Source organism: Pseudomonas sp. LBUM1676, from assembly GCF_059695605.1.
The window spans coordinates 1,215,238-1,241,165 of the sequence record NZ_CP166777.1 but is presented as its reverse complement, the minus strand read 5'-3'; the positions used below and the strand labels follow the sequence as shown (position 1 = coordinate 1,241,165).

General features: G+C 61.4%; 22 protein-coding genes and 1 pseudogene. 10 read left to right on the top strand and 13 right to left on the bottom strand.

All coding sequences use genetic code 11. The features are described from left to right. Window positions 1-94: 94 nt before the first annotated feature. A complete protein-coding gene (gene pyk, locus ACA041_RS05625) occupies window positions 95-1,546 on the top strand; it encodes a pyruvate kinase (RefSeq protein WP_497440237.1) in 1,452 nt (483 codons plus the stop codon). 196 nt (window positions 1,547-1,742) lie between these two features. On the opposite strand, the pseudogene ACA041_RS05620 reads toward pyk, so the two are convergent. The 3 genes and pseudogenes from ACA041_RS05620 to ACA041_RS05610 form a co-directional block, all read right to left on the bottom strand. Continuing rightward, a pseudogene (locus tag ACA041_RS05620) lies at window positions 1,743-2,490 on the bottom strand (enoyl-CoA hydratase-related protein). A gap of 29 nt (window positions 2,491-2,519) precedes the next feature. After that, window positions 2,520-3,455, bottom strand: coding sequence for an iron-sulfur-binding ferredoxin reductase (locus ACA041_RS05615; RefSeq protein ID WP_497440236.1), 936 nt, complete (start codon window positions 3,453-3,455; stop codon window positions 2,520-2,522). Continuing rightward, window positions 3,448-4,554 carry a GGDEF domain-containing protein gene (locus tag ACA041_RS05610; RefSeq protein WP_497440235.1) on the bottom strand — a complete coding sequence of 369 codons (1,107 nt, stop codon included), beginning with the start codon at window positions 4,552-4,554 and terminating at the stop codon, window positions 3,448-3,450. Before ACA041_RS05610 ends, ACA041_RS05615 begins: the two co-directional genes overlap by 8 nt. 301 nt (window positions 4,555-4,855) lie before the next feature. On the opposite strand from ACA041_RS05610, the gene ACA041_RS05605 reads away from it, so the two are divergent. The 5 genes from ACA041_RS05605 to ACA041_RS05585 all read left to right on the top strand — a co-directional run bounded on the left by ACA041_RS05605 (window position 4,856) and on the right by ACA041_RS05585 (window position 12,068). Beyond that, a complete protein-coding gene (locus ACA041_RS05605; RefSeq protein ID WP_057960547.1) occupies window positions 4,856-6,379 on the top strand; it encodes a fumarate hydratase in 1,524 nt (507 codons plus the stop codon). A gap of 106 nt (window positions 6,380-6,485) precedes the next feature. Beyond that, window positions 6,486-8,252: a sensor histidine kinase gene (locus tag ACA041_RS05600; protein WP_497440234.1), complete on the top strand. Its 1,767-nt coding sequence runs from the start codon at window positions 6,486-6,488 to the stop codon at window positions 8,250-8,252. Further along, complete coding sequence (locus tag ACA041_RS05595; protein WP_497440233.1) at window positions 8,246-9,580, top strand: sigma-54-dependent transcriptional regulator; 1,335 nt, start codon at window positions 8,246-8,248, stop codon at window positions 9,578-9,580. The genes ACA041_RS05600 and ACA041_RS05595 overlap by 7 nt, the downstream gene beginning before the upstream one ends. Before the next feature lie 299 nt (window positions 9,581-9,879). After that, window positions 9,880-11,199 (top strand): MFS transporter, encoded by a 1,320-nt coding sequence (locus ACA041_RS05590; RefSeq protein WP_497440232.1) that lies wholly within the window; start codon window positions 9,880-9,882, stop codon window positions 11,197-11,199. Window positions 11,200-11,438: 239 nt separating this feature from the next. After that, the gene (locus ACA041_RS05585; RefSeq protein ID WP_497440231.1) at window positions 11,439-12,068 is read left to right on the top strand and encodes a flavin reductase family protein; all 630 of its coding nucleotides are present in this window, start codon (window positions 11,439-11,441) and stop codon (window positions 12,066-12,068) included. Here ACA041_RS05585 and ACA041_RS05580 read toward each other — a convergent pair whose 3' ends face one another. Together ACA041_RS05580 and ACA041_RS05575 are read right to left on the bottom strand one after the other, a co-directional pair. Beyond that, window positions 12,069-12,299, bottom strand: coding sequence for a hypothetical protein (locus ACA041_RS05580; RefSeq protein WP_497440230.1), 231 nt, complete (start codon window positions 12,297-12,299; stop codon window positions 12,069-12,071). A gap of 41 nt (window positions 12,300-12,340) precedes the next feature. Continuing rightward, window positions 12,341-12,694, bottom strand: a complete 354-nt coding sequence (locus ACA041_RS05575; RefSeq protein WP_497440229.1) for an antibiotic biosynthesis monooxygenase family protein — start codon at window positions 12,692-12,694, stop codon at window positions 12,341-12,343. A gap of 333 nt (window positions 12,695-13,027) precedes the next feature. On the opposite strand from ACA041_RS05575, the gene ACA041_RS05570 reads away from it, so the two are divergent. After that, window positions 13,028-13,957 (top strand): AraC family transcriptional regulator, encoded by a 930-nt coding sequence (locus ACA041_RS05570; RefSeq protein ID WP_497440228.1) that lies wholly within the window; start codon window positions 13,028-13,030, stop codon window positions 13,955-13,957. A gap of 152 nt (window positions 13,958-14,109) precedes the next feature. On the opposite strand, the gene ACA041_RS05565 is transcribed toward ACA041_RS05570, so the two are convergent. The 6 genes from ACA041_RS05565 to ACA041_RS05540 all read right to left on the bottom strand — a co-directional run bounded on the left by ACA041_RS05565 (window position 14,110) and on the right by ACA041_RS05540 (window position 21,505). Further along, the gene (locus tag ACA041_RS05565; protein ID WP_497440227.1) at window positions 14,110-15,165 is read right to left on the bottom strand and encodes an ABC transporter ATP-binding protein; all 1,056 of its coding nucleotides are present in this window, start codon (window positions 15,163-15,165) and stop codon (window positions 14,110-14,112) included. 17 nt (window positions 15,166-15,182) lie between these two features. Then, entirely contained in the window at window positions 15,183-16,031 is an 849-nt protein-coding gene (locus ACA041_RS05560) for an ABC transporter permease (RefSeq protein ID WP_497440226.1), read from the bottom strand. Then, window positions 16,028-16,936 carry an ABC transporter permease gene (locus ACA041_RS05555; protein WP_497440225.1) on the bottom strand — a complete coding sequence of 303 codons (909 nt, stop codon included), beginning with the start codon at window positions 16,934-16,936 and terminating at the stop codon, window positions 16,028-16,030. Before ACA041_RS05555 ends, ACA041_RS05560 begins: the two co-directional genes overlap by 4 nt. A 164-nt stretch (window positions 16,937-17,100) precedes the next feature. Further along, window positions 17,101-18,204, bottom strand: coding sequence for an ABC transporter substrate-binding protein (locus tag ACA041_RS05550; RefSeq protein WP_497440224.1), 1,104 nt, complete (start codon window positions 18,202-18,204; stop codon window positions 17,101-17,103). 218 nt (window positions 18,205-18,422) lie between these two features. Beyond that, window positions 18,423-19,871 carry an aldehyde dehydrogenase family protein gene (locus ACA041_RS05545; protein WP_497440223.1) on the bottom strand — a complete coding sequence of 483 codons (1,449 nt, stop codon included), beginning with the start codon at window positions 19,869-19,871 and terminating at the stop codon, window positions 18,423-18,425. Further along, entirely contained in the window at window positions 19,868-21,505 is a 1,638-nt protein-coding gene (locus ACA041_RS05540; RefSeq protein ID WP_497440222.1) for a 5-guanidino-2-oxopentanoate decarboxylase, read from the bottom strand. The genes ACA041_RS05545 and ACA041_RS05540 overlap by 4 nt, the downstream gene beginning before the upstream one ends. Before the next feature lie 159 nt (window positions 21,506-21,664). Here ACA041_RS05540 and ACA041_RS05535 point away from each other — a divergent pair, with 159 nt between their 5' ends. Then, entirely contained in the window at window positions 21,665-22,546 is an 882-nt protein-coding gene (locus ACA041_RS05535) for a LysR substrate-binding domain-containing protein (RefSeq protein WP_497440221.1), read from the top strand. A gap of 58 nt (window positions 22,547-22,604) precedes the next feature. On the opposite strand, the gene ACA041_RS05530 is transcribed toward ACA041_RS05535, so the two are convergent. After that, window positions 22,605-23,486: an MBL fold metallo-hydrolase gene (locus ACA041_RS05530; protein WP_497440220.1), complete on the bottom strand. Its 882-nt coding sequence runs from the start codon at window positions 23,484-23,486 to the stop codon at window positions 22,605-22,607. Between the two features lie 220 nt (window positions 23,487-23,706). On the opposite strand from ACA041_RS05530, the gene ACA041_RS05525 reads away from it, so the two are divergent. Next, window positions 23,707-24,612: a LysR family transcriptional regulator gene (locus ACA041_RS05525; RefSeq protein ID WP_497440219.1), complete on the top strand. Its 906-nt coding sequence runs from the start codon at window positions 23,707-23,709 to the stop codon at window positions 24,610-24,612. 129 nt (window positions 24,613-24,741) lie between these two features. Then, the gene (locus ACA041_RS05520) at window positions 24,742-24,918 is read left to right on the top strand and encodes a hypothetical protein (protein WP_497440218.1); all 177 of its coding nucleotides are present in this window, start codon (window positions 24,742-24,744) and stop codon (window positions 24,916-24,918) included. Between the two features lie 9 nt (window positions 24,919-24,927). Here ACA041_RS05520 and ACA041_RS05515 read toward each other — a convergent pair whose 3' ends face one another. Next, on the bottom strand, window positions 24,928-25,824 hold the full coding sequence (locus tag ACA041_RS05515) for a helix-turn-helix domain-containing protein (RefSeq protein WP_497440217.1): 897 nt from the start codon (window positions 25,822-25,824) through the stop codon (window positions 24,928-24,930). Window positions 25,825-25,928 lie beyond the last annotated feature (104 nt).

Sequence of the window (25,928 nt, the reverse complement as noted above, 5' to 3'; positions counted from 1 at the left end):
TAAAGAAACAAACGAATAAGTAGTGCACATGAACAATGACTACACCCCCAGAGCATAGTAGCCTCACTCAGCGCTTGAACTCAGGAGTCTTTGCATGTCCGTCCGTCGTACCAAAATCGTCGCTACCCTTGGCCCGGCCAGTAACTCGCCGGAAGTTCTCGAACAGCTGATTCTGGCTGGCCTGGACGTCGCCCGTCTGAACTTCTCCCACGGCACCCCCGACGAGCACAAGGCTCGCGCGAAGCTGGTGCGTGACCTGGCCGCCAAGCACGGTCGCTTCGTCGCCCTGCTGGGTGACCTGCAAGGTCCGAAGATCCGTATCGCCAAATTCGCCAACAAGAAGATCGAGCTGAAGATCGGTGATCAATTCACCTTCTCCACCAGCCATCCGTTGACCGAAGGCACCCAAACCATCGTCGGCATCGACTACCCGGACCTGGTCAAGGACTGCGGCGTCGGCGACGAGCTGCTGCTCGATGACGGTCGCGTGGTGATGCGCGTCGACACCGCCACCGCAACCGAACTGCACTGCACCGTGCTGATCGGTGGCCCGCTGTCGGACCACAAAGGCATCAACCGTCGCGGCGGTGGCCTGACCGCACCGGCCCTGACCGAAAAAGACAAGGCCGACATCAAGCTCGCCGCAGAAATGCAGGTCGACTACCTCGCCGTGTCCTTCCCGCGTGATGCCGCCGACATGGAATACGCCCGTCAACTGCGCGACGAAGCCGGCGGTACCGCCTGGCTGGTGGCGAAGATCGAACGTGCTGAAGCCGTGGCCGACGATGAAACCCTCGACGGCCTGATCGCCGCTTCCGATGCCGTCATGGTTGCCCGTGGTGACCTCGGTGTGGAAATCGGCGACGCCGAGCTGGTGGGTATTCAGAAGAAGATCATTCTGCACGCACGCCGCCACAACAAGGCAGTGATCGTAGCGACCCAGATGATGGAGTCGATGATCCAGAACCCGATGCCGACCCGCGCCGAAGTGTCCGACGTGGCCAACGCCGTGCTCGACTACACCGACGCCGTGATGCTTTCGGCCGAGAGTGCGGCCGGTCTGTACCCGCTGGAAGCTGTGCAGGCCATGGCCCGCATCTGCATCGGCGCGGAAAAGCACCCGACCAGCAAGACCTCCAGCCACCGCATCGGCAAGGTCTTCGAAAGCTGCGACCAGAGCATCGCCCTGGCCGCGATGTACACCGCCAACCACTTCCCGGGTGTGAAGGCGATCATCTCCTTGACCGAAAGTGGCTACACGCCGTTGATCATGTCGCGCATCCGTTCTTCGGTGCCGATCTACGCGTTCTCGCCGCACCGCGAAACCCAGGCCCGCGCGGCCATGTTCCGTGGTGTCTACACCGTACCGTTCGACCCGGCGTCCCTGCCGCCTGAGCAAGTCAGCCAGGCCGCGATCGACGAGTTGCTCAAGCGCGGTGTCGTAGAGAAAGGCGACTGGGTCATCCTGACCAAGGGCGACAGCTACCACACCATCGGCGGCACCAACGGCATGAAGATCCTGCACGTTGGCGACCCGATGGTCTGAGTGATCGCCTGCTGAAAAACAAAAGCCCTGCCATGTGAATGGTGGGGCTTTTTGCTTTCTGACCTGGTAGATGTATCGGCTGGGCCGGCCCCTTCGCCGGCAAGCCGGTCTCGCTCCCACAGCGGATCTGTGTTGCGCACGCGGTCAATGTGGGAGCGGGCTTGCTCGCGAAGAGGCTGGCACTGTCAGCGAATATTCAATGCCGGTTGATAAACCCCGACAACGCCGCAATTGCTTCCGGCGAGCGCAAACGCTCAGTGAACAGCGTGCCCTCTTCTTCTATCGCCTTGCGCAATTGCTCGCGATCGGGTGCTTTCATCAATTGCTTGCTGATCCGCACCGCCTCCGGTGGCAGGGTCTCGAAACGCAACGCCACTTCCCGCGCCTTGGCCAACGCCGCTCCGCCACTGCCCAGGGCTTCGGTCGCAATACCCCACGCCGCCGCTTGCACCACTGAAACCTTCACCCAGCAGCAACAATTGCGCGGCTTTAGCCTGGCCGAGCAAACGCGGCAGGAGCAGGCTGGAACCGAATTCCGGGCATAACCCGAGATTGACGAACGGCATGCGTAATTTTGCATCTGCACTGACATACACCAGGTCGCAATGCAGCAACAACGTCGTGCCAATACCCACCGCGGCACCGGCCACGGCTGCGATCACCGGTTTACGGCATTCGAGCAGGCTGAGCATGAAGAGGAACACCGGGCTGTCGAGACTGGTCGGCGGTTGCTGCAGGAAGTCGGCGATGTCGTTGCCGGCGGTGAAGCACTCGGCGGACCCGGTGATCAGCACGGCGTTGATCTGCGGGTCGGTGTCGGCCTGTTGCAGCGCTTCGGCCAGGTGGCTGTACATGGCGCGGGTCAGGGCGTTTTTCTTGTCGGGGCGGTTCAGGCGCAGGGTCAGCAGGCCGCGCTCGCGCTCTATCTGGATGGCATCGGTCATGAAAGGTCTCGCGTCTGAAAAATCAGCGCTCAACCGCGGGGCAGGAAAACGTCAGCCAGCAGTTGATTGCGCGGCAGTCCCGCCAGGTACAGGCGCCGGGCAAAGGCGTCGACACTGTCGGGGGCCCCGCAGAGTAAGGCCTGGGTTTGCCGGGAAACAAGCCGCAGTTGCGCCAAAGCCGCGGGCAACTCGGCCGGGGTCCACAGCTCGACGCTGAGGTTCGCACGGCTGGCGGCCATGGCTTGCAGGGGTTTGGCCAGATAATGCTCGTGGGCATCATGGGCCAGGTGAATAACGCGGATGGCGCCGTGGTGTTCCTGGCGTAGCGCTTCACGCAGGATGCCGAACAACGGGCCAAGCCCGGTACCGGCGGCCAGCAGCCACAACGGCCGGTTGTTCCAGTCGACGTCGTAATGCAATGCCCCGCCGCGCAACTCGCCGAGACGGATCGAATCGCCGATCTTCAATTGACGTGCCGCATCGCTGAACGCCCCCGGCTGGCGACAGTCGAGGTGAAACTCCAGAAAGCGGTCTTCTCCCGGCAGGCTGGCGAGGGAGTACGGCCGCGCAACGTTGCCCGCCCACAACACCAGGTGCTGCCCGGCGCTGTAGCGCAAAGGCCGTTCAGGTGTCAGGCGCAAACGCAACACATGGGCGCTCAACCAATCCGCGGCAGCCACCGCGGCCGGGCGACCGTCCTGTTGCGGATCGAAGGTGTGCACTTGCAAGTCTTCGACTACCTGACACTGGCATGCCAGGCGCCACCCTTGTTGACGCTGGTCGGCGCTCAAGGCATCAGGTCGACTATCACTCGGCAGCCCTTGCACACATTGCACCAGGCACGCATGACAACTGCCGGCGCGACAACTGTAGGGCACTGCCACGCCGTTGCGATTCAACGCATCGAGCAGATTACTGCCGGCCGCCACCGACCATTGGCACTCACCGACCCTTAATTCAGGCATCGACGTTCTCCCACGCCGCCGCACACCGATTGCGGCCATCGCGCTTGGCCCGATACAGCGCTTGATCAGCCCGTTGCAAGGCATCGTCGAGATCGTCGCCCAGTTCCAGCAGGGTCATGCCCACCGACAAACTGAGAGGACCGACGTTGAGGCCGATCAACTGGATATCGGTGAACGCAATGCGCAACCGCTCACAGCAAGAAGTCAGGCGTTCGGCATTACAGTCTGGCAGCAGCAGCACGAACTCTTCACCGCCGTAACGGGCCAGCACATCGTCCTCGCGCAGGCAGGCGGAGGCGACACCGGCGAAGGCTTGCAACACCTGATCGCCGGCGGCATGGCCGTGTACATCGTTGATCCGTTTGAAATGGTCGAGGTCAATCAGCGCCAGGCCATGCATGACATCGGCGTCCATGGCTTTGAGCTCGCGGGACGCCAGGCGCAGGAAATGCCGGCGATTGAACAGCCCGGTCAACTCGTCGGTGGCCACCAGGTCTTCGAGCTGGCGCATCATGCCACGCAGGGTGTCCTGATGCGCCTGCAAGGCGAATCGACGCTGACGCATGCGTTGACGCGTGGCCTGCACGTGCCGGGCATACAGCTCCAGCCAGACCAACACGATGAGCAGCACGCAGACCTGCAAAGCTGCGAGCGCCGGGTCGGGCAGCTGAAAGTTGTAGCCCTCCCACAGGGTGATCGCGCTGAAACTGAAAAACACCAGCAGCATGCAGCGCAAAAAGGCCCGGCGCGACAGATGAAACAAGCCGAACAGCAGGATCAGTACGTAGAACACCAGAAACGCACCGCGTGCTTCATCCAGATTGGCCATCAGCCAGGTTTGCCAGGCCAGCCCCAGCAACACCTGCACTTCGGTCAGGCTGGGGTCGGAAAATCGCACATTGCATCCGCTGTAAAACACCGCGAACAAGGTGGCCTGGCTGATGACCAGCAACGCACTGCCGACGGCCACGTTGGTCAACGGCTCATCGAAATGGCCGGTGAAATACGCCAGCCACAGCAGCAGCAAAGCCAGGGCGTAAGTGCCGGCGGCGAGGGCAAAACGCTTTAACAAAAGGCGCTGGATGGCGTTATGGGTCAATCGTTGACTCACCGTGCGAGGGAGGCTGTCAGAGTGTCCTACTCTACAGACCGAATGCCACTTTAGTGGCGCGACCGATAAATGACCATCCCTGCGCAGGTTTCATCTGCATCGCCGGCTTATGCGACCAACGATTGACTGTCGGCGGGTGTTTACCGAACCGAGGCGCGGTATACTGCCGCGCCTTTTTAGCGTCGCGCCAGCATGCCCGGCGTGCCTTGAAAGGTGCTTGCAACCGACCGATGCACCCAAGCTGCAAGCACCTTATTGAATGTTCCCGTCTTTTAGAGGAGCGCGACTCATGACCGTGATCAAGCAAGACGACCTGATACAGAGCGTTGCCGACGCCCTGCAGTTCATTTCCTATTACCACCCCGTGGATTTCATCCAGGCGATGCACGAGGCCTACCTGCGTGAAGAATCGCCGGCGGCTCGCGATTCGATGGCGCAGATCCTGATCAACTCGCGCATGTGCGCCACCGGCCATCGGCCGATCTGCCAGGACACCGGCATCGTCACCGTGTTCGTGCGCGTGGGCATGGACGTGCGTTGGGATGGCGCCACCATGGGCCTGGACGACATGATCAACGAAGGCGTGCGCCGGGCCTACAACCTGCCGGAAAACGTCCTGCGTGCTTCGATCCTCGCCGACCCGGCGGGCGCTCGCAAGAACACCAAGGACAACACCCCGGCCGTGATCCACTACTCCATCGTTCCGGGTAACACCGTGGAAGTGGACGTGGCGGCCAAGGGCGGCGGTTCCGAGAACAAATCGAAAATGGCCATGCTCAACCCGTCCGACTCGATCGTCGACTGGGTGCTCAAGACCGTTCCGACCATGGGCGCCGGCTGGTGCCCACCGGGCATGCTCGGCATCGGCATCGGTGGCACCGCCGAGAAAGCCGCGGTGATGGCCAAGGAAGTGTTGATGGAATCCATCGACATCCACGAGCTGAAAAAGCGCGGCCCGTCCAACCGTATCGAAGAGATGCGCCTGGAACTGTTCGAGAAGGTCAACCAACTGGGCATCGGCGCCCAGGGCCTGGGCGGCCTGACCACCGTGCTCGACGTGAAGATCATGGATTACCCGACTCACGCCGCTTCGTTGCCGGTGTGCATGATCCCGAACTGCGCCGCCACCCGTCACGCGCACTTCGTGCTCGACGGTTCCGGCCCGGCCTCGTTGGAAGCGCCACCGCTGGACGCCTACCCGGAAATCGTCTGGGAAGCGGGTCCTTCGGCTCGCCGCGTCAACCTCGACACCCTGACCCCGGAAGACGTACAGAGCTGGAAGCCGGGCGAAACCGTCCTGCTCAACGGCAAGATGCTCACCGGTCGCGACGCTGCGCACAAGCGCATGGTCGAGATGCTGAACAAGGGTGAAACCCTGCCGGTGGACCTCAAGGGTCGCTTCATCTACTACGTCGGCCCGGTTGATCCGGTGCGCGAAGAAGTGGTGGGCCCGGCTGGCCCGACCACCGCGACGCGCATGGACAAGTTCACCCGGCAGATCCTCGAGCAGACCGGCCTGCTGGGCATGATCGGCAAATCCGAGCGCGGTCCGACCGCAATCGAAGCGATCAAGGACCACAAGGCGGTTTACCTGATGGCAGTCGGTGGCGCCGCTTACCTGGTGGCGCAAGCCATCAAGAAGTCCCGCGTAGTGGCTTTTGCCGAACTGGGCATGGAAGCGATCTACGAGTTCGACGTCAAAGACATGCCTGTGACCGTAGCGGTTGATAGCAAGGGTGAGTCCGTACACATCACCGGTCCTGCCATCTGGCAGAAAAAGATCAGTGAAAGCCTAGCGGTAGAAGTGCAGTAAGCGCTTCGACTGATACGGCAAAGGCGACAGGGGTGATCCTCCTGTCGCCTTTTTTGTTGCCCATGTTATGGTGCGCGCCCTCCGTATTCATTGTGTAATGCCCGGCATGTCTGAGTCTTCTCGCACCCTGCGCCTGACGCTGTACATATTTCTTATCCTGGCTGGCGCAGCCCTCGCCGCCACCCTGGCCATACGCCACGCCGAGCGTCAGGCCTTGGTGGAAGATGCTGCCCGCGCCAATCAGCAATTGGGGTTGTACGCCACCTCTCTGCACACCCTGATCGAACGGTACCGCGCCCTGCCCGCCGTGCTCGCCCTGGACCCTGAACTGCGTTCGGCACTCAAGGGCCCGCTGAGCCCCGAGCAACAGGATGCGCTGAACCGCAAACTGGAAAAAATCAACGGTGCGGCCGAGTCCTCGACCCTCGAACTGCTCGATCACACCGGGCTCGCCGTCGCGGCGAGCAACTGGCGTTTGCCCAGCAGTTACGTTGGCCATAACTACGGCTTCCGTCCCTATTTCAGCCAAACCCGCACCCAGGGCACCGGGCGCTTTTATGCGGTGGGGGTGACCAGCGGGATTCCCGGTTACTTCCTGTCCAGTGCGGTCACCGATGACGATGGCCGGTTTCTCGGCGCGATGGTGGTGAAGCTCGAGTTTCCGGAGCTGGAGCGCGAATGGCGCCAGGGCAGCGACACCCTGCTGGTCAGTGACGCACGGGGAATCATTTTCATCGCCAATCAACCGGGCTGGCGTTATCGCCTGTTGAAACCGCTGAATGACAGTGATCATGCCGAACTGAAAATGACCCGCCAATACGACAAGCAGCCCCTGACGCTGCTCGACTATCAATCCCTGCACCGTTTCGACGACGACAGTGATCTGACACGGGTCGACGGCCCTGGTGGCAAGGCCGATTACTTGTGGGAATCCTTGCCGCTGGCCGCCGAAGGCTGGACCCTGCACCTGTTGCGCCGCCCGCAAGTGGCTTTTGAAGATGTGCGCAACGCCGCGCTGGCCGCTGCCGGGCTGTGGCTGGCGCTGGTGTTCCTGCTGTTGTTCCTCAACCAGCGCTGGCGCTTGGCGAAAATGCGCCAGCGCAGCCGCGAGGAACTCGAACAGCTTGTGGAAGAACGCACCCGCGACCTGCGCACGGCCCAAGACGGCCTGGTGCAATCGGCCAAACTCGCGGCCCTCGGCCAGATGTCCGCCGCATTGGCCCATGAAATCAACCAGCCGCTAACCGCCCAGCGCATGCAACTGGCTACGCTGAGGCTGTTGCTCGACCACGGCCGGGTCGACGACGCCTACAAGGCGCTCAAACCGGTGGATGAGATGCTCACGCGCATGGCCGCCCTCACTGGCCATTTGAAAACCTTCGCCCGTAAAAGCCCCAGCGGCTTGCGTGAACGCCTGGACCTGGCGGCGGTGGTGGATCAATCGCTGCAACTGCTCGATACACGCCTGCGCGATGAACAGGTGAGCACAGTGCTGCACCTGACACGCCCGGCGTGGGTGCGCGGCGATGCGATCCGCCTGGAGCAGGTGCTGATCAATGTGCTGCGCAACGCCCTGGATGCGATGCAGGATAAACCTTGCAAGCGCCTGGAAATACGCCTCGAAGCCGACGAACAACTGTGGCGCCTGAGCGTGATCGACAACGGCACCGGCATCGCCGAGGAAAACCTGGCGAAGGTGTTCGATCCGTTCTTCACCACCAAGCCGGTGGGCGATGGCCTGGGCATCGGTCTGGCCGTATCCTTCGCCATCGTCCACGAATCGGGCGGACGCTTGAGCGCCGATAATCATGCCAACGGCGCGGTGTTCACCCTCACCTTGCCAATCGACCCGGAGGTCCATGGCGCATGCTGAATTCAGTGATGGTGGTCGACGATGAAAGCAGCATCCGCAGCGCTGTCGAACAATGGCTGAGCCTGTCGGGTTTCGAAGTGCAGCTGTTCAGCCGTGCCGATGAGTGCCTGGCACAGTTGCCGAAGCATTTTCCCGGGGTGATCCTCAGCGACGTGCGCATGCCCGGCATGACCGGTCTGGAACTGCTGGCCGAAGTGCAGCGGCGCGATGCCGATCTGCCGGTGATCCTGCTGACCGGCCACGGCGACGTGCCGATGGCGGTCGAGGCGATGCGCGATGGCGCCTATGACTTCCTCGAAAAGCCTTTCAGCCCGGAAACCCTGCTTGGCAGCCTGCGCCGCGCGCTGGACAAGCGCCGGCTGGTCCTGGAAAACCGCTCGCTGCACGAGCAGGCGGACAATCGCGCCAGACTCGATGCCACGCTGCTGGGCGTGTCCCGTGGCTTGCAGACCTTGCGTCGGCAGGTGCTGGACCTGGCGGCGCTGCCGGTCAACGTGCTGATCCGCGGTGAAACCGGCAGCGGCAAGGAACTGGTTGCCCGTTGCCTGCATGACTTCGGACCGCGAGCGGACAAGCCGTTTGTGGCCTTGAACTGCGCGGCGATTCCCGAGCAGTTGTTCGAGGCCGAGCTGTTCGGTCACGAGAGCGGCGCGTTTACCGGCGCTCAGGGCAAGCGCATCGGCAAGCTCGAATACGCCGATGGCGGCACGCTGTTTCTCGATGAAATCGAAAGCATGCCCCTGGCCCAGCAGGTGAAATTGCTGCGCGTATTGCAGGAGCAGAAGCTGGAGCGACTGGGTTCCAATCAGAGCATCCGCGTGGATCTGCGGATCATCGCCGCGACCAAACCCGACTTGCTGGACGAAGCGCGGGCCGGACGCTTTCGCGAGGATCTGGCCTACCGCTTGAACGTGGCCGAGTTGCGCTTGCCGCCGTTGCGCGATCGTCGCGAAGATATTCCGTTGTTGTTCGAATCGTTTGCGCAGAATGCCGCCGAGCGTCTGGGGCGCACCTTTCCCCCCTTGAGCGGGCCGCAGTTGAGCCATCTGCTGAGCCACGACTGGCCGGGCAATGTGCGCGAACTGGCGAACGTCGCCGAGCGCCAGGTACTGGGGCTGGACGAACCGGGATCACCAGGCGTCGATCCCGGGCAGTCGCTGGCGGCGCAGCAGGAAGCGTTTGAAGCCCATTGCCTGCGCGGGGCATTGACCCGGCACAAAGGTGATGTGAAAGCGGTGCTTGAAGAACTGCAACTGCCGCGCCGCACCTTCAATGAAAAGATGCAACGGCATGGACTGACCCGCGAGATGTTCCTGCCCGAAAGTTGATTTTTGTAGTGTTTGATCGGGCCCCTTCGCGAGCAGGCTCGCTCCCACAGGGTCCGGCATGCACCGATCTACTGTGGGAGCGAGCCTGCTCGCGAAGGGGCCGGCACAGGCAACGCAACCCATGACCCCATAAGCGATTTTCCGCTCACCGCTAACATTAAATAAGCGGATTTCCGCTCAACAAACCGCCCTACCCCCCTCTAAACCGGCCTTCCCAAGATTGGCACAGCTCCTGCTATAGCCAAGGCAGGCTGCGTTTAATCGCGCTCCACAAAAACAATTAAACGAAGGATCCTTCAATGGATAACTCCAATACCCTGCCCCTTGGGTCGGCTGCCGCGCCAGCCAAAGCGAGAACCACCGCCAGCCGCATCAAGTCGATCTTCAGCGGCTCTGTCGGCAACATGGTCGAGTGGTACGACTGGTACGTCTATGCCGCCTTCTCCCTGTACTTCGCCAAGGCCTTTTTCCCCAAAGGCGACACCACCGCGCAACTGCTGAACACCGCTGCGATCTTCGCCGTGGGCTTCCTGATGCGCCCGATTGGCGGCTGGCTGATGGGCCTTTACGCCGACAAAGTCGGGCGCAAAGCCGCATTGATGGCCTCGGTGTACCTGATGTGCTTCGGCTCGCTGCTGATCGCCCTGAGCCCTGGTTATGAAACCATCGGCATCGGCGCGCCGATCCTGCTGGTGTTTGCCCGTCTGCTGCAGGGCCTGTCGGTCGGTGGCGAGTACGGCACCTCGGCCACCTACCTCAGCGAAATGGCGACCAAGGAACGTCGCGGCTTCTTCTCCAGCTTCCAGTACGTGACCCTGATCTCCGGCCAGCTCATAGCGCTGGGCGTGCTGATCGTGTTGCAAAATACCCTGACCACCGAAGAACTGTACGCCTGGGGCTGGCGCATCCCGTTCGCCATCGGCGCACTGTGTGCCGTGGTCGCGCTCTACCTGCGTCGTGGCATGGAAGAAACCGAGTCGTTCACCAAGAAAGAAAAAGCCAAGGAAAGCGCCATGCGCACCTTGATGCGCCATCCGAAGGAACTGATGACCGTGGTCGGCCTGACCATGGGCGGCACCCTGGCGTTCTACACCTACACCACCTACATGCAGAAATACCTGGTGAACACGGTCGGCATGAGCATCTCCGACTCCACCACCATTTCGGCGGCCACGCTGTTCCTGTTCATGTGCCTGCAACCGATCATCGGCGGCTTGTCGGATAAAGTCGGTCGTCGGCCGATCCTGATCGCCTTCGGTATTCTCGGGACGCTGTTCACCGTGCCGATCCTGACCACCCTGCACACCATCCAGACCTGGTGGGGTGCGTTCTTCCTGATCATGGCGGCGCTGATCATCGTCAGCGGCTATACCTCGATCAACGCGGTGGTCAAAGCCGAACTGTTCCCGACCGAAATCCGTGCCCTGGGCGTTGGCCTGCCGTATGCGCTGACCGTATCGATCTTCGGCGGTACCGCTGAATACATCGCACTGTGGTTCAAGAGCATCGGCATGGAAACCGGTTACTACTGGTATGTCACTGCGTGCATTGCCGTGTCGTTGCTGGTGTATATCACCATGAAAGACACCCGCAAGCATTCGCGGATCGAGACGGACTGATTCGGCCCGCGCAATAAAAACAGGGGCAGACCTTAACGGGTCTGCCCCTTCTCTTTGCCCGAACACAAAACCTGTGGGAGCGAGCTTGCTCGCGATAGCTGACTGACATTCAACAGAGATGTCGACTGTTACACCGCTATCGCGAGCAAGCTCGCTCCCACAGGGACAGCGTCGACTGGAAATCAGGTGTTCGTCCTTGCACTATGGACGTCCCCCGAATAATGCCCGGAACTTCTTTCATGCCCGACGACATCCACTTCTACGAACCCGCCAACGGCCACGGTCTGCCGCATGACCCGTTCAACGCCATCGTCGGCCCCCGGCCCATCGGCTGGATTTCCTCCCAGGACGCCAACGGGCGCTTGAACCTCGCGCCCTACAGCTTCTTCAACGCCTTCAACTACATTCCGCCGATCATTGGTTTTTCCAGCGTCGGCCGTAAAGACAGCCTGAACAACATCGAACAGACCGGCGAATTTGCCTGGAACCTGGCGACCCGGCCGCTGGCCGAGCAAATGAACCAGAGCTGCGCCATGGTCGCGCCTGAGGTCAATGAATTCGAGTTGTCCGGGTTGACGCCAGTTGCCTCGAAAATCATCCAGGTGCCACGGGTCGCCGAAAGTCCGGTGTCGTTCGAGTGCAAGGTCACGCAGATCATTCAGTTGCAGCGGGCAGACGGCAACGTCGTGCCCAGCTGGCTGATCCTCGGCGAAGTGGTCGCCGTGCATATCGCCAAATGGCTGCTCAAGGACGGGGTATACGACACCGCCGCGGCAGAACCGATTCTGCGCGGTGGTGGGCCAGCGGATTATTTCCAGCTGGGGCCTGAGGCATTGTTCAAGATGTATCGCCCTGGGGCGAAAAGGTAATTACCAGATCAGGTCGCCGTCTTCGCTGACGTCTTTGAGGCGTGTCAGCTCCAGTGCGGCGGCTTCATCGGCCTCGCGGGCAGTTTTGAAGGTTTGTTCTTCGAGCAGCTTATGAAAGCGCGGTGCACCCGTACCACCGATGGCTTTGGTGGCGATTGCGGCGTGATAACCGCCCTCGCGGGGCACTACGGCAGATACGGCTTCGAAGGTTTCAAAGGCTTTGCGTGCCATGTCGCGGATCCTGGCTAATGGAGAATTGCGCCATTAAACCCTCAACCGGCCAGTTTGTGTACCGGTGCCTGTGCATGGCCGAGGGCTTGAGCGGCCGAGACGTCCCTGAAGGTATGGCAATCCAGGCTGTTGACCACCAGCTTCTGCACCAGCTCGGCAAAGATCTGCATGGCCGGACTGCTGAAATACGCGGTCATGGCCTGTTGATTGACCCAGAAACCGGACACCAGCCACAACTCGGGATCACATTGCGAATGCTGCAAGGCAAAGCTCAGGCAGCCTGGCGCGTTACGCGACGGCTCGATCAAGGCACTGAGGCGCGCGCCGAGTTCCGCCGAACGCCCGGCGCGGGCACGGACAAAGGCCATATGACTGACGGGGATCTGCGTAGACATGTTCAACCCTCCCAGGTAGTCGACCGCAGCCGTGGGACGGGCTGCGACAGGATCCAAGGTTAAGCGCGACCCGATAATCGGGGTTAGTCGATTCCTGCCGGCTTGTTGCACAATCCTGCGTGGATGGACCCGACACCTGTAACAACGTGTAAGACCTGTCACAGGGCTGTCATACGACTTTCAAGCAAGTTTTCCCGGCGCTGAACGGTCATGGCAGCGCGACCGCCCAGGCTGGTGCAGAATCAGGCAAGCTTTTCGCAGGATGTGTCTACCGCTGTGCCTTGCACAAACTTAAGCTCTGCTCATTACCCACGCTTCAAAGAGGATGCCTGCATGTCTTCGCTCGATCATTTTCAGGCCCCGCTGGACGCCGAGATGGAGAAGCAGCGCACGGAACTGGCCGCCATCATCCGCCGTAACACTCACGACGATGGCACTTATGCCACAGCCGTGGGCTCGCTGTTCATGTCGCGCCACAGCCAGTCCCATGAATTTGCCCCGGTGCTGGCGCAACCGGCGCTGTGCATCATGGCCCAGGGGCGCAAGGAAGTGCGGCTGGCCGACGAGTTCTTCAACTATGACCCGTTGAATTACCTGGTGGTGTCGGTCTCGATGCCCTTGAGCGGTCGGGTGGTCAATGTCTCGCCCGAAGCACCGATCCTTGCCGTACGGCTGGATATCGACCCGGCGGAAATCACCGCCCTGATTGCCGATGCCGGGCCGCTGGGTGTGCCCACCCGCCCCACTGGCCGCGGCCTGTATGTCGAACGGCTCGACAGCGCGATGCTCGACGCCGTGCTGCGCCTGGCGCGCCTGCTGGACACCCCGAAAGACATCGCCATGCTCGCACCGCTGGTGCGCAGGGAAATCCTCTATCGATTGTTGCGCAGCCAGCAAGGCCATCGACTGTATGAAATTGCCATCGCCAACAGCCAGAGCCACCGCATCAGCCAGGCGATCAAATGGCTCAACGGCAATTACGAGCAACCGCTGCGCATCGATGATCTGGCCAAGGAAGTGAACCTGAGCGTGTCGACCTTGCATCATCGGTTCAAGGCCATGACGGCCATGAGTCCGTTGCAGTATCAGAAGCAGTTGCGTCTGCAGGAGGCGCGGCGGTTGATGCTGGCCGAAGGGCTGGAAGCGTCGGCGGCGGGGTATCGGGTGGGGTATGAAAGCCCGTCCCAATTCAGCCGGGAGTACAGCCGGTTGTTCGGGGCGCCGCCGTTGCGGGATCTGGCGCGGTTGCGGTTGTCGGTCTGATCCGGCATTTGTGGTGTGGCTGATGGCCTCATCGCGAGCAAGCTCGCTCCCACAGGGATAATTGGTGGTCACTGAATTGTGTGAACACCGACGAACCCTGTGGGAGCGAGCCTGCTCGCGAAGGGGCCGGCACAGTCAACTCACCTCTTGATTCAGGCGCTGAGCACCCGGCAAGCCTCGGCCGGCAAGGTCACCGACACCGGATTGCCAATGCTCAACCCAAACCCCTGACACGGCGTGCTCAACGCGGTAAACGACACCCCGGAACACTCCACGGTGGTTTCAATCGTAGCGCCAATATCCCGCACGAACGTCACCTTGCCCAGCAACCGGTTACCCGCTGTCGCTTGCGGCTGTGACAGCTGCAGGTCCTCAGGGCGAATCAGCATCTTGATCTTCTCCCCGACCACAATGCTGCTGCAGATCGGCACCTCCAGTGCATCGCCACCCGGCAAGCCTACCTTGCCGTTGCCCAGCGCAGTGGCCGGGAAAATGTTGCCCGAACCGATAAAGTCCGCGACGAATTCGTTGGCCGGATGGCGGTAGATTTCGATCGGCGTCCCCACTTGTTGCACGCGATGCTCGCCCAGCACGACGACGATATCGGCCATGGTCATGGCTTCACGCTGGTCGTGGGTGACCATGATAGTGGTGATGTTCAGACGCTGTTGCAGCTGACGGATTTCCACCTGCATCGACTCACGCAGCTTGGCGTCCAGCGCCGACAGCGGTTCATCCAGCAACAGGATTTTCGGGTGATTGGCAATCGCCCGGGCAATCGCCACGCGCTGACGCTGGCCGCCGGAAAGTTTTGCCACCGGGCGGTCAATCATTTCCTGCAGTTGAATCAGCTCAAGCAATTCCACTACCCGCGCTTGCTGATCAGCCTTGCTGACCCCGCGCAGTTTCAGCGGATAAGCGATGTTCTCGCCCACGGTCATGTGCGGAAACAAGGCCAGGGATTGAAACACCATGCCGAAGTTGCGCTGATGCGCCGGGGTGTGGCCGATGTCTTCACCGTCCAGGCGAATCTCGCCGCCGCTCAGGGTTTCGAGCCCGGCGATCATGCGCAACAAAGTGGTTTTGCCGCAGCCCGACGGGCCGAGGAAACACACCAGCTTGCCTTCCGGCAAATGCAGGTTCACATCTTTTACCGCGCAAGCCGAGCCGTAGTGTTTCTCGACGTTTTCCAGAATCAGACCAGACATATGAATCACCTCAAGAATCAGAACGAAACGCCACCTTCACCGACCAGCTTCTCCAACGCCCAGATCAGGACGAAGTCGATCAGCACGATCAGCACGGCAAACGAAAATACGGTGGGGTCGAGCGACGACACGGTGCGGCTGTACATCCAGATCGGCACGGTCATGACGTCGATGGTGTAGAGGAAATAGGTCACGGTGAATTCGTTGAACGAAACGATGAACGCCAGCAGCATCCCCGCCAGGATCCCTGATTTCATCAACGGCACCACCACATCGACAATCGCCCGCAGCGGTGAGGCGCCAAGCATTTGCGCGGCCTCCTCGACTTCGCTGCCGATCGAGAGCATGGCCGCGGTGCAGTTCTTCACCACGAACGGCAGCGCCAGAATGACGTGGGCGATCACCAGTCGCGACGTGGTGATCTGGAACGGCAAGCTGTCGAACACCAGCAGCAACGCCAGCCCCAACACCACCATCGGGAACACCAGGGGCAGCGACATCAGCTGCAGCGCCACGGCCTTGCCGCGGAACTCGCAACGGGTCAGCGCATAAGCGGCGGGTACCGCCACTATCGTGGCGAAGACCATGGTCAGGGAGGCGACCATCAGGCTGGTGGTCATGGCCTTGCCCAGGCTCAGCACGTCGCTGGAGTCCGGCGAGACGAAGGTATGCCAGGCGGCCTTGTACCATTGCAGGCTGTAGCTGCTGGGCGGGAAGTCGAGGTTCGACGCACCGCTGAACGACATCACGATCATGGTCAGGATCGGCAACACCGCCAGCAGCAGGATGAAGCCCGACAGGATACCGGCAAACTTGCCGGTCTCGCCGGGCAGCAGCCCATAACGCTTCTTGGTCAGGGTGCTCATTGGGAAGCCTCCAGCATGCGCCGACGACGGCCAGTGATGAATTCGGAAAAGGTCATGATCGCCAGGGTGGTGACGATCAGCACCACGCCGGCAGCGGAGGCGGCGGGCCAGTTCATCAGCGGGGCGATCTGGTCATGCACCATCACCGCCAGCATCGGCACGCGACGGCCGCCAAGCAGCAAAGGCACCACGAAGCTGCTGGCGTTGTAGGCAAACACCAGGGTCGCGCCGGTGATGATCCCCGGCATGCTCATCGGCAGCACCACCTGGCGGAACACCTGCAAGCGACTCGCACCCAGGGTCGCCGCGGCTTCTTCATACGTGCGGGCGACACCGCGCATCGCGCTGGCAATCGGCAGCACGGCCAACGGGAACGCGGTTTGCACCAGGCCCATCAGCACGCCGTTCTGGTTGTAGAGCAGCATGATCGGACGCTTGATCAGGCCCAGGCCCATCAGTGCCTGGTTGAGCATGCCGCCAGGGCCCAGAATCACCAGCCAGCCGTAGCTTTGCAGCAGCAGGTTGACCAGCAACGGCAGCAGCACCGCGGCGAGGAAGATCCGTCGCACAAAGGGTGAAGTCAGGCGCGACATGGTGTAGGCCACGGGGATCGCCAGCACCACGGCGATCACCGCACTGATAAGTGCCAGGCGCAGGGTCAGCAGCAAGGACTTGAGGTAATACGGTTCCAGCAATTGGGCGTAACTGGCCAGGCTGAAGCCGGTCCATTCCGCGCCCTTGGTGCCCACGCTCATGCGCAGGACCAGCAGGCTGGCGGCAATCAGTACGCCCAGAAACAGCATCGACGGCGAGAGGAAAAACCAGGCGCGGGTCGTCGGCGAAACACCCCGGTTGGCGCGCACGGGGGCCACGCTTACCGGGTGAGTCAGAGGTTGGTGTTCCATAGCAAGGGTCTCGTCAATGGAAAATCAATGGCACACGGATGCGGGGTGTCAACCCGATCCCCTGTAGGAGCGAGCTCGCTCGCGAAGGACGTGAGGGCGCCGCGTTCATCCAGGCAGCCCTCGTCATCGTTAACGTCCATCGCGAGCGAGCTCGCCCCTACAGATCAGGAAGAAAAGATTTCCGTGTAACGACGAATCCATTGGTCATGCACGGAGGCCAGGAAGGCGTTGTCGTGCATGATCGCCTTCTCGGCAATCTGCTCTGGCGTGAGGATGTACGGGCTCTTGCGCGCTTCGGCGGAGATGATTGCCTTGGCGTTGACCGGACCGTTGTAGATGTCTTCTGCCATCTTGCCCTGCACCAGCGGGTCCAGGGAGTGGTTGATGAAGGCGTAGACCAGGTCGGTATCGCCAGGACGGTTCTTTGGCATCACCGAGAGCATCAGGTCGGTGTAGAAGCCTTCCTTCATGCCGAAGGTGGCGCCTAGGCCGTAGGCCGGATCACGGATCTGTTTCGGAAAGAACGCCGGGGCGTACAGGCCGCCCATGTCCAGGGAACCGGTGCGGAACAGTTCGGCGATCTGGTTCGGGTTTTCACCCAGGGTCACCACCCGATCCTTGAGCTCGGCGAGTTTCTTGAAGCCCGGTTCGATGTTGTGCTCGTCACCACCGGCCAGTTTGGCGGCGATGATGATCAAGTCCATGGCCTCGGTCCAGTTCGGCGGTGGCAGGAAAATGTTCGGCGACAGGTCGGCGTCCCACAGGGCGGCGTAGCTCTGCGGCGCCTCCTTCACGGTGCGGGTGCTGTAGACCAGGCTGTTGCACCAGAGCAGGTAGCCGATACCGTGGCCACTGGCACCGGTGCGGTATTTCTCGGGGACATCCACCAGGTTGGGAATGCGGTTGAGGTCCGGTTTTTCCAGCAACCCGGCCGCCGCGAGGCCTTCGGCACCAACACCGGCCAGGGTGATGACGTCGTATTGCGGACGATCACCGGCGGCCTTGAGCTTGGCGACCATTTCCGAAGTACTGCCGGTGCGGTCAGCGATGACCTTGCAACCGTACTTGTCTTCGAAGGTTGCCGCGATGTTGCGCAGTGCGGCCAGCCCCGTGTCATCGGACCAGGTCAGCAGGCGCAGGGTCTTACCCTGGAAGCGTGTGTCGCTGGCATTGGCCTTGACGAAGGGCAAACTCATGGCCGCCGCGGCTACCGACGCCACGCCCACGGTTTTGATGAATTGACGTCTGTTCAGATCGTGCTCGCCCATGAAGGACTCCCTTTGTTTTTTTAAGTATGAGGTAGGTCGCAACCCTTGCATCCGCGCGATCGGATCTGCTTAAAGCCCCCGGTTTCAAAGGGTTTCAGCTGAGCCGACCGCTTCATCCTGAGGTCGTGCAAAACACCTGACTATCGATAAAAACTCATTGAAGCCATGACGCCAATGCATGCCTCATCAAGAGGCATGCATTGACCGTTTTCGAGCCGTCAGAGCGCTCGAATCACGTGTTTGATTTCTTGAAAAGCCTGCAGTCCCCATGGGCCCAATTCGCGACCGATGCTGCTCTGCTTGTAGCCACCCCAGGCGGTCTGCGGGAAGATCACTTGCGGTGCGTTGATCCACACCAGCCCCGCCTGCAAGGCGTTGGCGACCCGATCGGCCGCTGCGGCGTCGCGGGTAACGACGCTGGCCACCAGACCGAACTGGCTGTCGTTGGCCAGGGCAATCGCCTCGGCTTCGCAAGAGAAACTGCGCACGCAGATCACCGGGCCGAAGATCTCTTCACACCACAGCGCACTACCAGGGGGCACGTCGGTGAAAATCGTCGGCTGCAAAAAATAGCCGCGCGGCAGGTCTGCAGGGCGATTACCGCCGCAAACCAGGGTGGCACCGGCACTCAGACCACGATCGATGTGACCCAGTACCCGCTGGTATTGCGCCTGATTGACCAATGCGCCCATTTCCACGTTCGGGTCGAACGGGTCGGCCACGCGGATGGCTTCGGCGCGGTTCTTCAGGCGTATCAAAAATTCTTCCGCCAGTTCCTCGGCGACCAGCACGCGGCTTGTGGCGGAACACATCTGCCCGGCGTTGAAGAACCCGCCGCCACAGGCCACTTCGACGGCCAGTTCGAGGTCGGCGTCCTTGAGCACCAGCAGCGAGGATTTGCCGCCCAGTTCCAGGCTCACGCCCTTCACGGTTTCCGCTGCACGCTGCATGACCTGCACGCCGACGGCGTTGCTGCCGGTGAAAGAAATCTTGGCAATTCGCGGATCAGCCGATAACGGCGCACCGACCGCCAGGCCAGTGCCGCAGACGAGGTTGAACACGCCCTTGGGCAGACCGGCCTCGGCGATGATCGCCGCCAGTTCCAGCTCCGGCAGTGGCGTGACTTCCGAGGGCTTGAGCACCACGCAACAACCGGCGGCCAGGGCCGGGGCGAGTTTCCAGGCGGTGGTGACCATCGGGAAATTCCAGGGCACGATCAGGCCGACCACACCGCACGGCTCACGGCGCACACGGGCGCTGAAGTCGTCGGTCGGCAGCTCGACGGCGCTGTCCTGTTTAGCGTCCAGGCCCTCTGCCAGACCCGCGTAATACTCGAATGTGGCGATCACGTCATCGACGTCAATGGCCGCTTCGAACAGCGGTTTGCCGTTGTTGCTCGATTGCAAGTGGATCAACTGTTCGCGACCAGCCTGCACGCCCGCCGCGATCTGGCGCAGGATCGCACCCCGCTCGGCGCCCGTGGTTTGCGACCATTGCCTGAAGGCTTCGGTTGCGGCGCTCACGGCCTGATCAACAGCTTTTTCATCGCCGCCGTTAACGGTGGTCAACAGCGCTTCGGTCGCGGGGTTGATCACACGCAGATGCTCGCTGCCGGCCGACCACTGGCCATTGATGAACAAGCCATCGAGGGTCGTAGGAAAACTCATTTCGACACCGCCTTCATCCACTGGGCCTGATCGATTTCGATCAGGGTCGGGCCCTGGCGATCGGCAGCGGCACGCAACGCGCTGCGCAGTGGCTCGACACCGTCGACGGCTTCGGCCGCACAACCCAGCGCCTTGGCCACACCGATGAAGTCCGGGGTGTAGATATCCACGCCGACCGGCTCGATGGCACGGTTGACCATGTACTTCTTGATCTCTTCGTAGCCCTGGTTATTCCACAGCAGGACAATCACCGGCGTGCGCGCTTCAACGGCGCTGGCCAGTTCCGGCAGGGTGAATTGCAGGCCGCCGTCGCCGATCAGGCACACCACCGGTGGACGCGCACCGTTTTCGATGCTGCCGCCCAGCCAGGCGCCAATCGCTGCCGGCAGGGCATAACCGAGGGTGCCGTAACCGGTGGAGGAATTGAACCAGCGACGGGGACGTTCAGGGTTGAACGTCAGGTTGCCGGTGTACACCGGCTGGGTCGAATCGCCGACGAATACAGCGTCCGGCAATTCGTGCAGCACGGTTTCCAGAAAGCGGGTCTGGGCCAGGGTCGGCGCATCCCAGTCGGCGGCCAGTTCGTCGCGCAAGCGAGCGGCACGGACCTGACCCCAATCGTTGCGACGCTCGGCCAGCGATTTATGGGACAGCGTGCTGAGCAAGGCCTGGGCGGCGTTACGCGAGTCGGACACCAGCGCCACGTGCGGTGGATAGTTGCGCACAGTCTGGTCCGGGTCGATGTCCACGCGCAGCAGCTTGCCAGGAATCTCGAAACCACCGGCGAAGGTCACGTCGTAGTCGGTCTCCGCCAGTTCGGTGCCGATGGCCAACACCACGTCGGCCTCGGCAACCAAGGCCCGGGTGGCGACCAGGCTCTGGGTCGAACCGATCAGCAAAGGATGCCTGGATTCGAGCATGCCTTTGGCATTGATGGTCAGGGCGACTGGCGCGTCCAGCAACTCGGCCAGTTCCGTCAGCTCGGCCGCGGCATCGATCGCGCCGCCACCGGCGAGAATCAGCGGGCGTTTGGCAGCGGCCAGCAATTCGCTCATGCGCGAAACCGCCGTGGGCGACGCACCCGCGCGGTCGATGTGCACCGGGACACTGGCGAGCAGTTCATCAGCCTCTTCGACCAGCACGTCCAGGGGAATCTCGATGTGCACCGGACGCGGACGACCGGCCTGGAACAGAGCAAAGGCACGGGCCAGCACGCCTGGTAATTCGGATGCCGACATCAGGGTGTGGGAGAACGCCGCCACACCGCCGACCAATGCACTCTGGTTCGGCAGTTCATGCAACTTGCCGCGACCGCCACCCAACTGGTTGCGGGTCTGCACGCTGGAGATCACCAGCATCGGGATCGAATCGGCGTACGCCTGGCCCATGGCGGTGGTGATGTTGGTCATGCCAGGGCCGGTGATGATGAAGCACACGCCCGGCTTGCCGCTGGTGCGAGCGTAGCCGTCGGCCATGAAACCGGCGCCCTGTTCGTGCCGCGGAGTGACGTGGTTGATGCTCGAACGGGCCAGGCCACGGTACAGCTCCACGGTGTGCACCCCAGGAATGCCAAACACCTGCTCGACCCCGTAATCTTCGAGTAACTTGACCAATACTTCGCCGCACGTCGCCATGTGATTGCCCTTCTTGTTCGTTTGAGACGCCGGGCCTGCGCAGTGTTTATGATGAATGGGCAGGTCCAGGGATGGCCTCATTGGAACGGGCGACACGTAGCCGCAACAATGGATAAAAAGTCATACTAGCCATGTCCTCACGTCATACCTTGGATCCCCATGAAACGACTGCCTCCCCTGCCGGCGCTGCACACTTTTCTGATCACCGCGCAGTGCTGCAACTTCACCCGGGCCGCCGAACAGCTGTACATCACCCAGGGCGCGGTCAGTCGGCAGATCGCCGGGCTGGAAGATCATCTGGGCTATGACCTGTTCATTCGCCAGGCCCGCGGCCTGGACCTGACCGCCGAAGGACGCGAGTGGCTGCCACGGGTCCAGCAGATTTTCGGCTTGATCGACGAGGCGGTGGAGCAGATCGGCGAGAAGCGCGAAACCCTGCAACTCAAGGCCCCTACCTGTGTCATGCGCTGGTTGTTGCCGCGGCTGATGCAATGGCAACGTGAGCGTCCGGACGTGCCGGTGGAATTGACCACCACGGTCAAGCATGGCGTGGACTTTCATCGCGAACAGTTCGATGCGGCGGTGATGTACGGTGCACCGCCGGACAGCGCGCTGGCCTCTTATCACTTGTTCGATGAGCAACTCACACCAGTCTGTTCCCGGCCGATGCTGGAAGGGCCGATGGCCTTGCAGACACCTGCGGATCTGCAACACCACTTGCTGTTGCACCCCACCCGCGATGAGCGCGACTGGAACGCGTGGTTGAAAGCGGCGGATCTTCAATTGAGCAACGTCAGCAAAGGGCAGCATTTCGAAACGCTGGACCTGGCGATGTCGATGGCGTCACAGGGGACGGGTGTGGCGATCGGCGATTGGTCGTTGATCGGCGATGACCTGAGCGCCGGAAGGCTGGTCATGCCGTTTGAGTTGAAGGTGAAAACCGGGTTGGCGTATTACCTGGTGTTCCCCGACAAACCTGGACCATCTCCGAAATTGCGCGAGTTGATGGGGTGGTTGATGGAGCAGGCTCAGAGTCGGTAAAGCCTGAAAAGCTTCGCGAGCAAGTCGAATGATTCAAGCCACGCCATCAATCATCCGGTTACCACTTCATCTCGCCTTTGGCGACTTTAGCGCTCAGCTCCAGGGAGCTTTCTTCACCCAGGGTCGGGTAGCGTTTTTTCATCGCGGCGATCAGCGCCGTGGAGTCTTTGGCTTTGGCAGTTTCTTCGTCGAAGGCCTTGATGTAGTCGGCGGTGAACTGCACGGCTGCCAGGGACCGGGCGCTTTCACCCAGGTAATGACCCGGCACGACAGTGTTCGGTTTCAGGGTTTCGATCGCGTGCAAGGTCGTCAGCCAATCAGCATGGGACTGAGGCGTTTGGGTATCGGCCATCCAGACATGGAGGTTATCCGCGACCACCACGCCACCGACCACAGCCTTGATCGACGGGATCCACACGAAGCTGCGATCCGGCTGCTTGCCGTCCAGGCCAACCACCTGCAGTTTCTGCCCCTCAAGCATCAGGCTGTCACCCTCGAGCACGCCTGGCACGATGGTTTTAACCGGTACGTCAGCCCCCATTTTCGGGCCCCAGAAGGCCAGTTTGCCGTCGACGGTTTTCTTGATGTGATCCACCGTTGGCTGCGAGGCAAGCACCTTGGCCTTGGGGAACGCAGCGGTCAGGGTGTCGAGGCCGAAGTAGTAGTCCGGGTCGCCGTGACTGATGTAGATGGTCGTCAGTTGCTTGCCACTGGCGCGGATTTTCTCCACCACCTGTTCGGCCTGGGATTTGCCGAATTGTGCATCCACCAGGATCGCGTCCTTCTCGCCGCTGACCAACACTGAGGTCACCGGGAAGATGGCCTTGTCGCCGGGGTTGTAGACGTCCAGGGTCAAGGTCGACGCCGCCGCTGCATGGGCCGCGAAACCTAGGGTGGCGGTGGTCAGCAAAATACGTTTGAGAGAGGTGAAGCCGATCATCTGTTGCTCCGTTGTTCGATTGCCTTGGCGATAGGTCCTTTGTAGGAGCTGGCTTGCTCGCGATGGTCGTTAACGATAACGCGTGCCCGCCGGATAAACGCGGTGCTTCTGAGTCCATCGCGAGCAAGCTCGCTCCTACAGGGGAACAGAGCTTAGTTGCCTGACTCAGTACAAAAAATGCGATGCTGGGACATAGTTTGTTTCTGAAAGCGGGCAAATCATGGATCGTCTACAAGCAATGCGGGTGTTCGTCACGGTGGTCGATCTTGGTAGCCAGTCGGCCGCCGCCGATCATCTGGACCTGTCCCGGCCGGTGGTATCCCGCTATCTGGCGGAACTGGAGGATTGGGTCGGCGCGCGCCTGATGCATCGCACCACCCGCAAGTTGAGCCTGACCGCCGCCGGCAGCGAAATCCTGCCGCGCTGCCGGCAGATGCTCGAGCTGTCCACGGACATGCAGGCCGCCGTCAGCGAACCGGACGAGGCGCCGCGCGGTGTATTGCGGATCAGCGTCAGCACTTCGTTCGGCCAGGCCCAACTGGCGGACGCCATGGCGGCCTACGTCAAGCACTACCCCGGCGTCAGCATCGAACTGCAGATGCTCGACCGCACGGTAAACCTGGTAGATGAACGCATCGACCTGGCGATTCGCACCAGCAATGACCTGGACCCGAACCTGATAGCGCGGCGGTTGACGGTCTGCCGCTCGGTGATCTGCGCCTCCCCCGCCTATCTGCGCGAGCATCCGACACCGCAGCGGGTCGAGGACCTGAGCCAGCACAACTGCCTGACGCACTCCTACTTCGGCAAAAGCCTGTGGCATTTCGAGCAGGACGGCGAGCAGGTGTCGGTGCCGGTGCAGGGCAACATCAGCGCCAACGAAGCCAGCACGCTGCTGCGCGCCACCCTGGCCAGTGCCGGGGTCGCGATGTTGCCCAGTTATCAGGCTGGCGTGCATATCCACAGCGGCGAACTGATTCGCCTGCTGCCCCAGGCCGAGCCGAGGCAGATGAACATGTATGCGGTGTACGCCTCGCGCAAGCACATGCCGGCGACGCTGCGCAGCATGCTGGATTTTCTGGTGCTCAGGTTTCCGGAAGAACCGGCGTGGGATATCGGCCTGTAACCCGCTCCCACAAGGGTTATCAGCGTTCTGAATACCGGGTTACATGCGCAGGCCGCACCACTGGCATCTCACCGGCTCTGACCTATGCTCAAAGTAATACCGAAGGGTATTCGTTCAGAGGTCAACGCCATGAACATCAAAACAAGAAGGTATCTCGCAATTTTCATCACCTGCGCCGCCACGCTTGCGCTGTATGGCACCGCAGCATGGCGCGTCGAGCAGTTGCGGCAACAGCCCCGTGAATATGCGAGTTGCAACTTTGAGCGCTGCATTCCCCACAACGCGACCCTCAACACCCTGCGCTAACAGGGTGGATCAGGCGTCTTTGCCCTGATCGGCCTTCAAGCGGTCGCGAAAAGCCTTGGGCGAGATCCCCACCCGGCGTCGGAACAGGCGCGTGAAGTTGGTCGGATCGGAAAAGCCCAACACCTCGGACATCTCATAAATGGTCATGCTGGTGTAAGTCAGCAGGCGCTTGGCTTCCAGCAACTGGCGTTCGTGCATGATCTGCAACGCCGGTTGCCCCGCCAGCTCACGGCATGTGCCGTTGAGGTGGGACACGGAAATGCCCAGCCGATGCGCCAGGTCTTCGACCTTGACGTGCTGGCGGTAGGTTTCTTCCACCAGCTGGATAAAACCGTTGAGGTACTCCCGGGCGCGTTGTGGACGCTGGCTGGCATTGCGGCGCGAAATCACCTGACGGCTGACCCACACCATGATCACGCTGACCAGCGAATGCATCAGCATTTCCCGCGCCAGTTGATGGCCGGTGTACTCGTCCTGCAGCGCGGCAAACAGGCTGTTGAGGTACTCGCCATCCTTGCCAGCCGGGTAACTTTCAGCCAGGGCCAGGGCATTCACCGCGTTGCCCAGTTGCGCCTGCAGATGGGTGACCAGCGGCGCGGCCAGGGTCACTACAAACCCTTCGACGTCCTCGGAAAAGCGGAAGCCGTGCACCGACAGCGGTGGCAGGATCTGGATCGCCGGTTCGGTCAGTTGAGTACGTTTGCCTTCGATTTCAAGCTCTGCCTGACCTTTGAATACGAAGAGCAATTGGCACAAATCGGCGTGGCGGTGGGGTTTGATTTCCCAGTGATGTTCGCGGCTGCGATTGGAAATGGTTTCGCAGTGCAACAAGTCCGGGGTCGGCCAGTCCAGGCCTTCACCGTAGAGCTTGAACACTGGAATCGACGACAGGTCAGGCTTGTTCATCACTTCAATCCAGGCCTCGGAGTAGCGGGCGATAGTCGCACCGATTGGCAGAATGTACAGCTATTGGCTCAGTTTTCACCTTCAATGGACCGACCCGCAAGTGA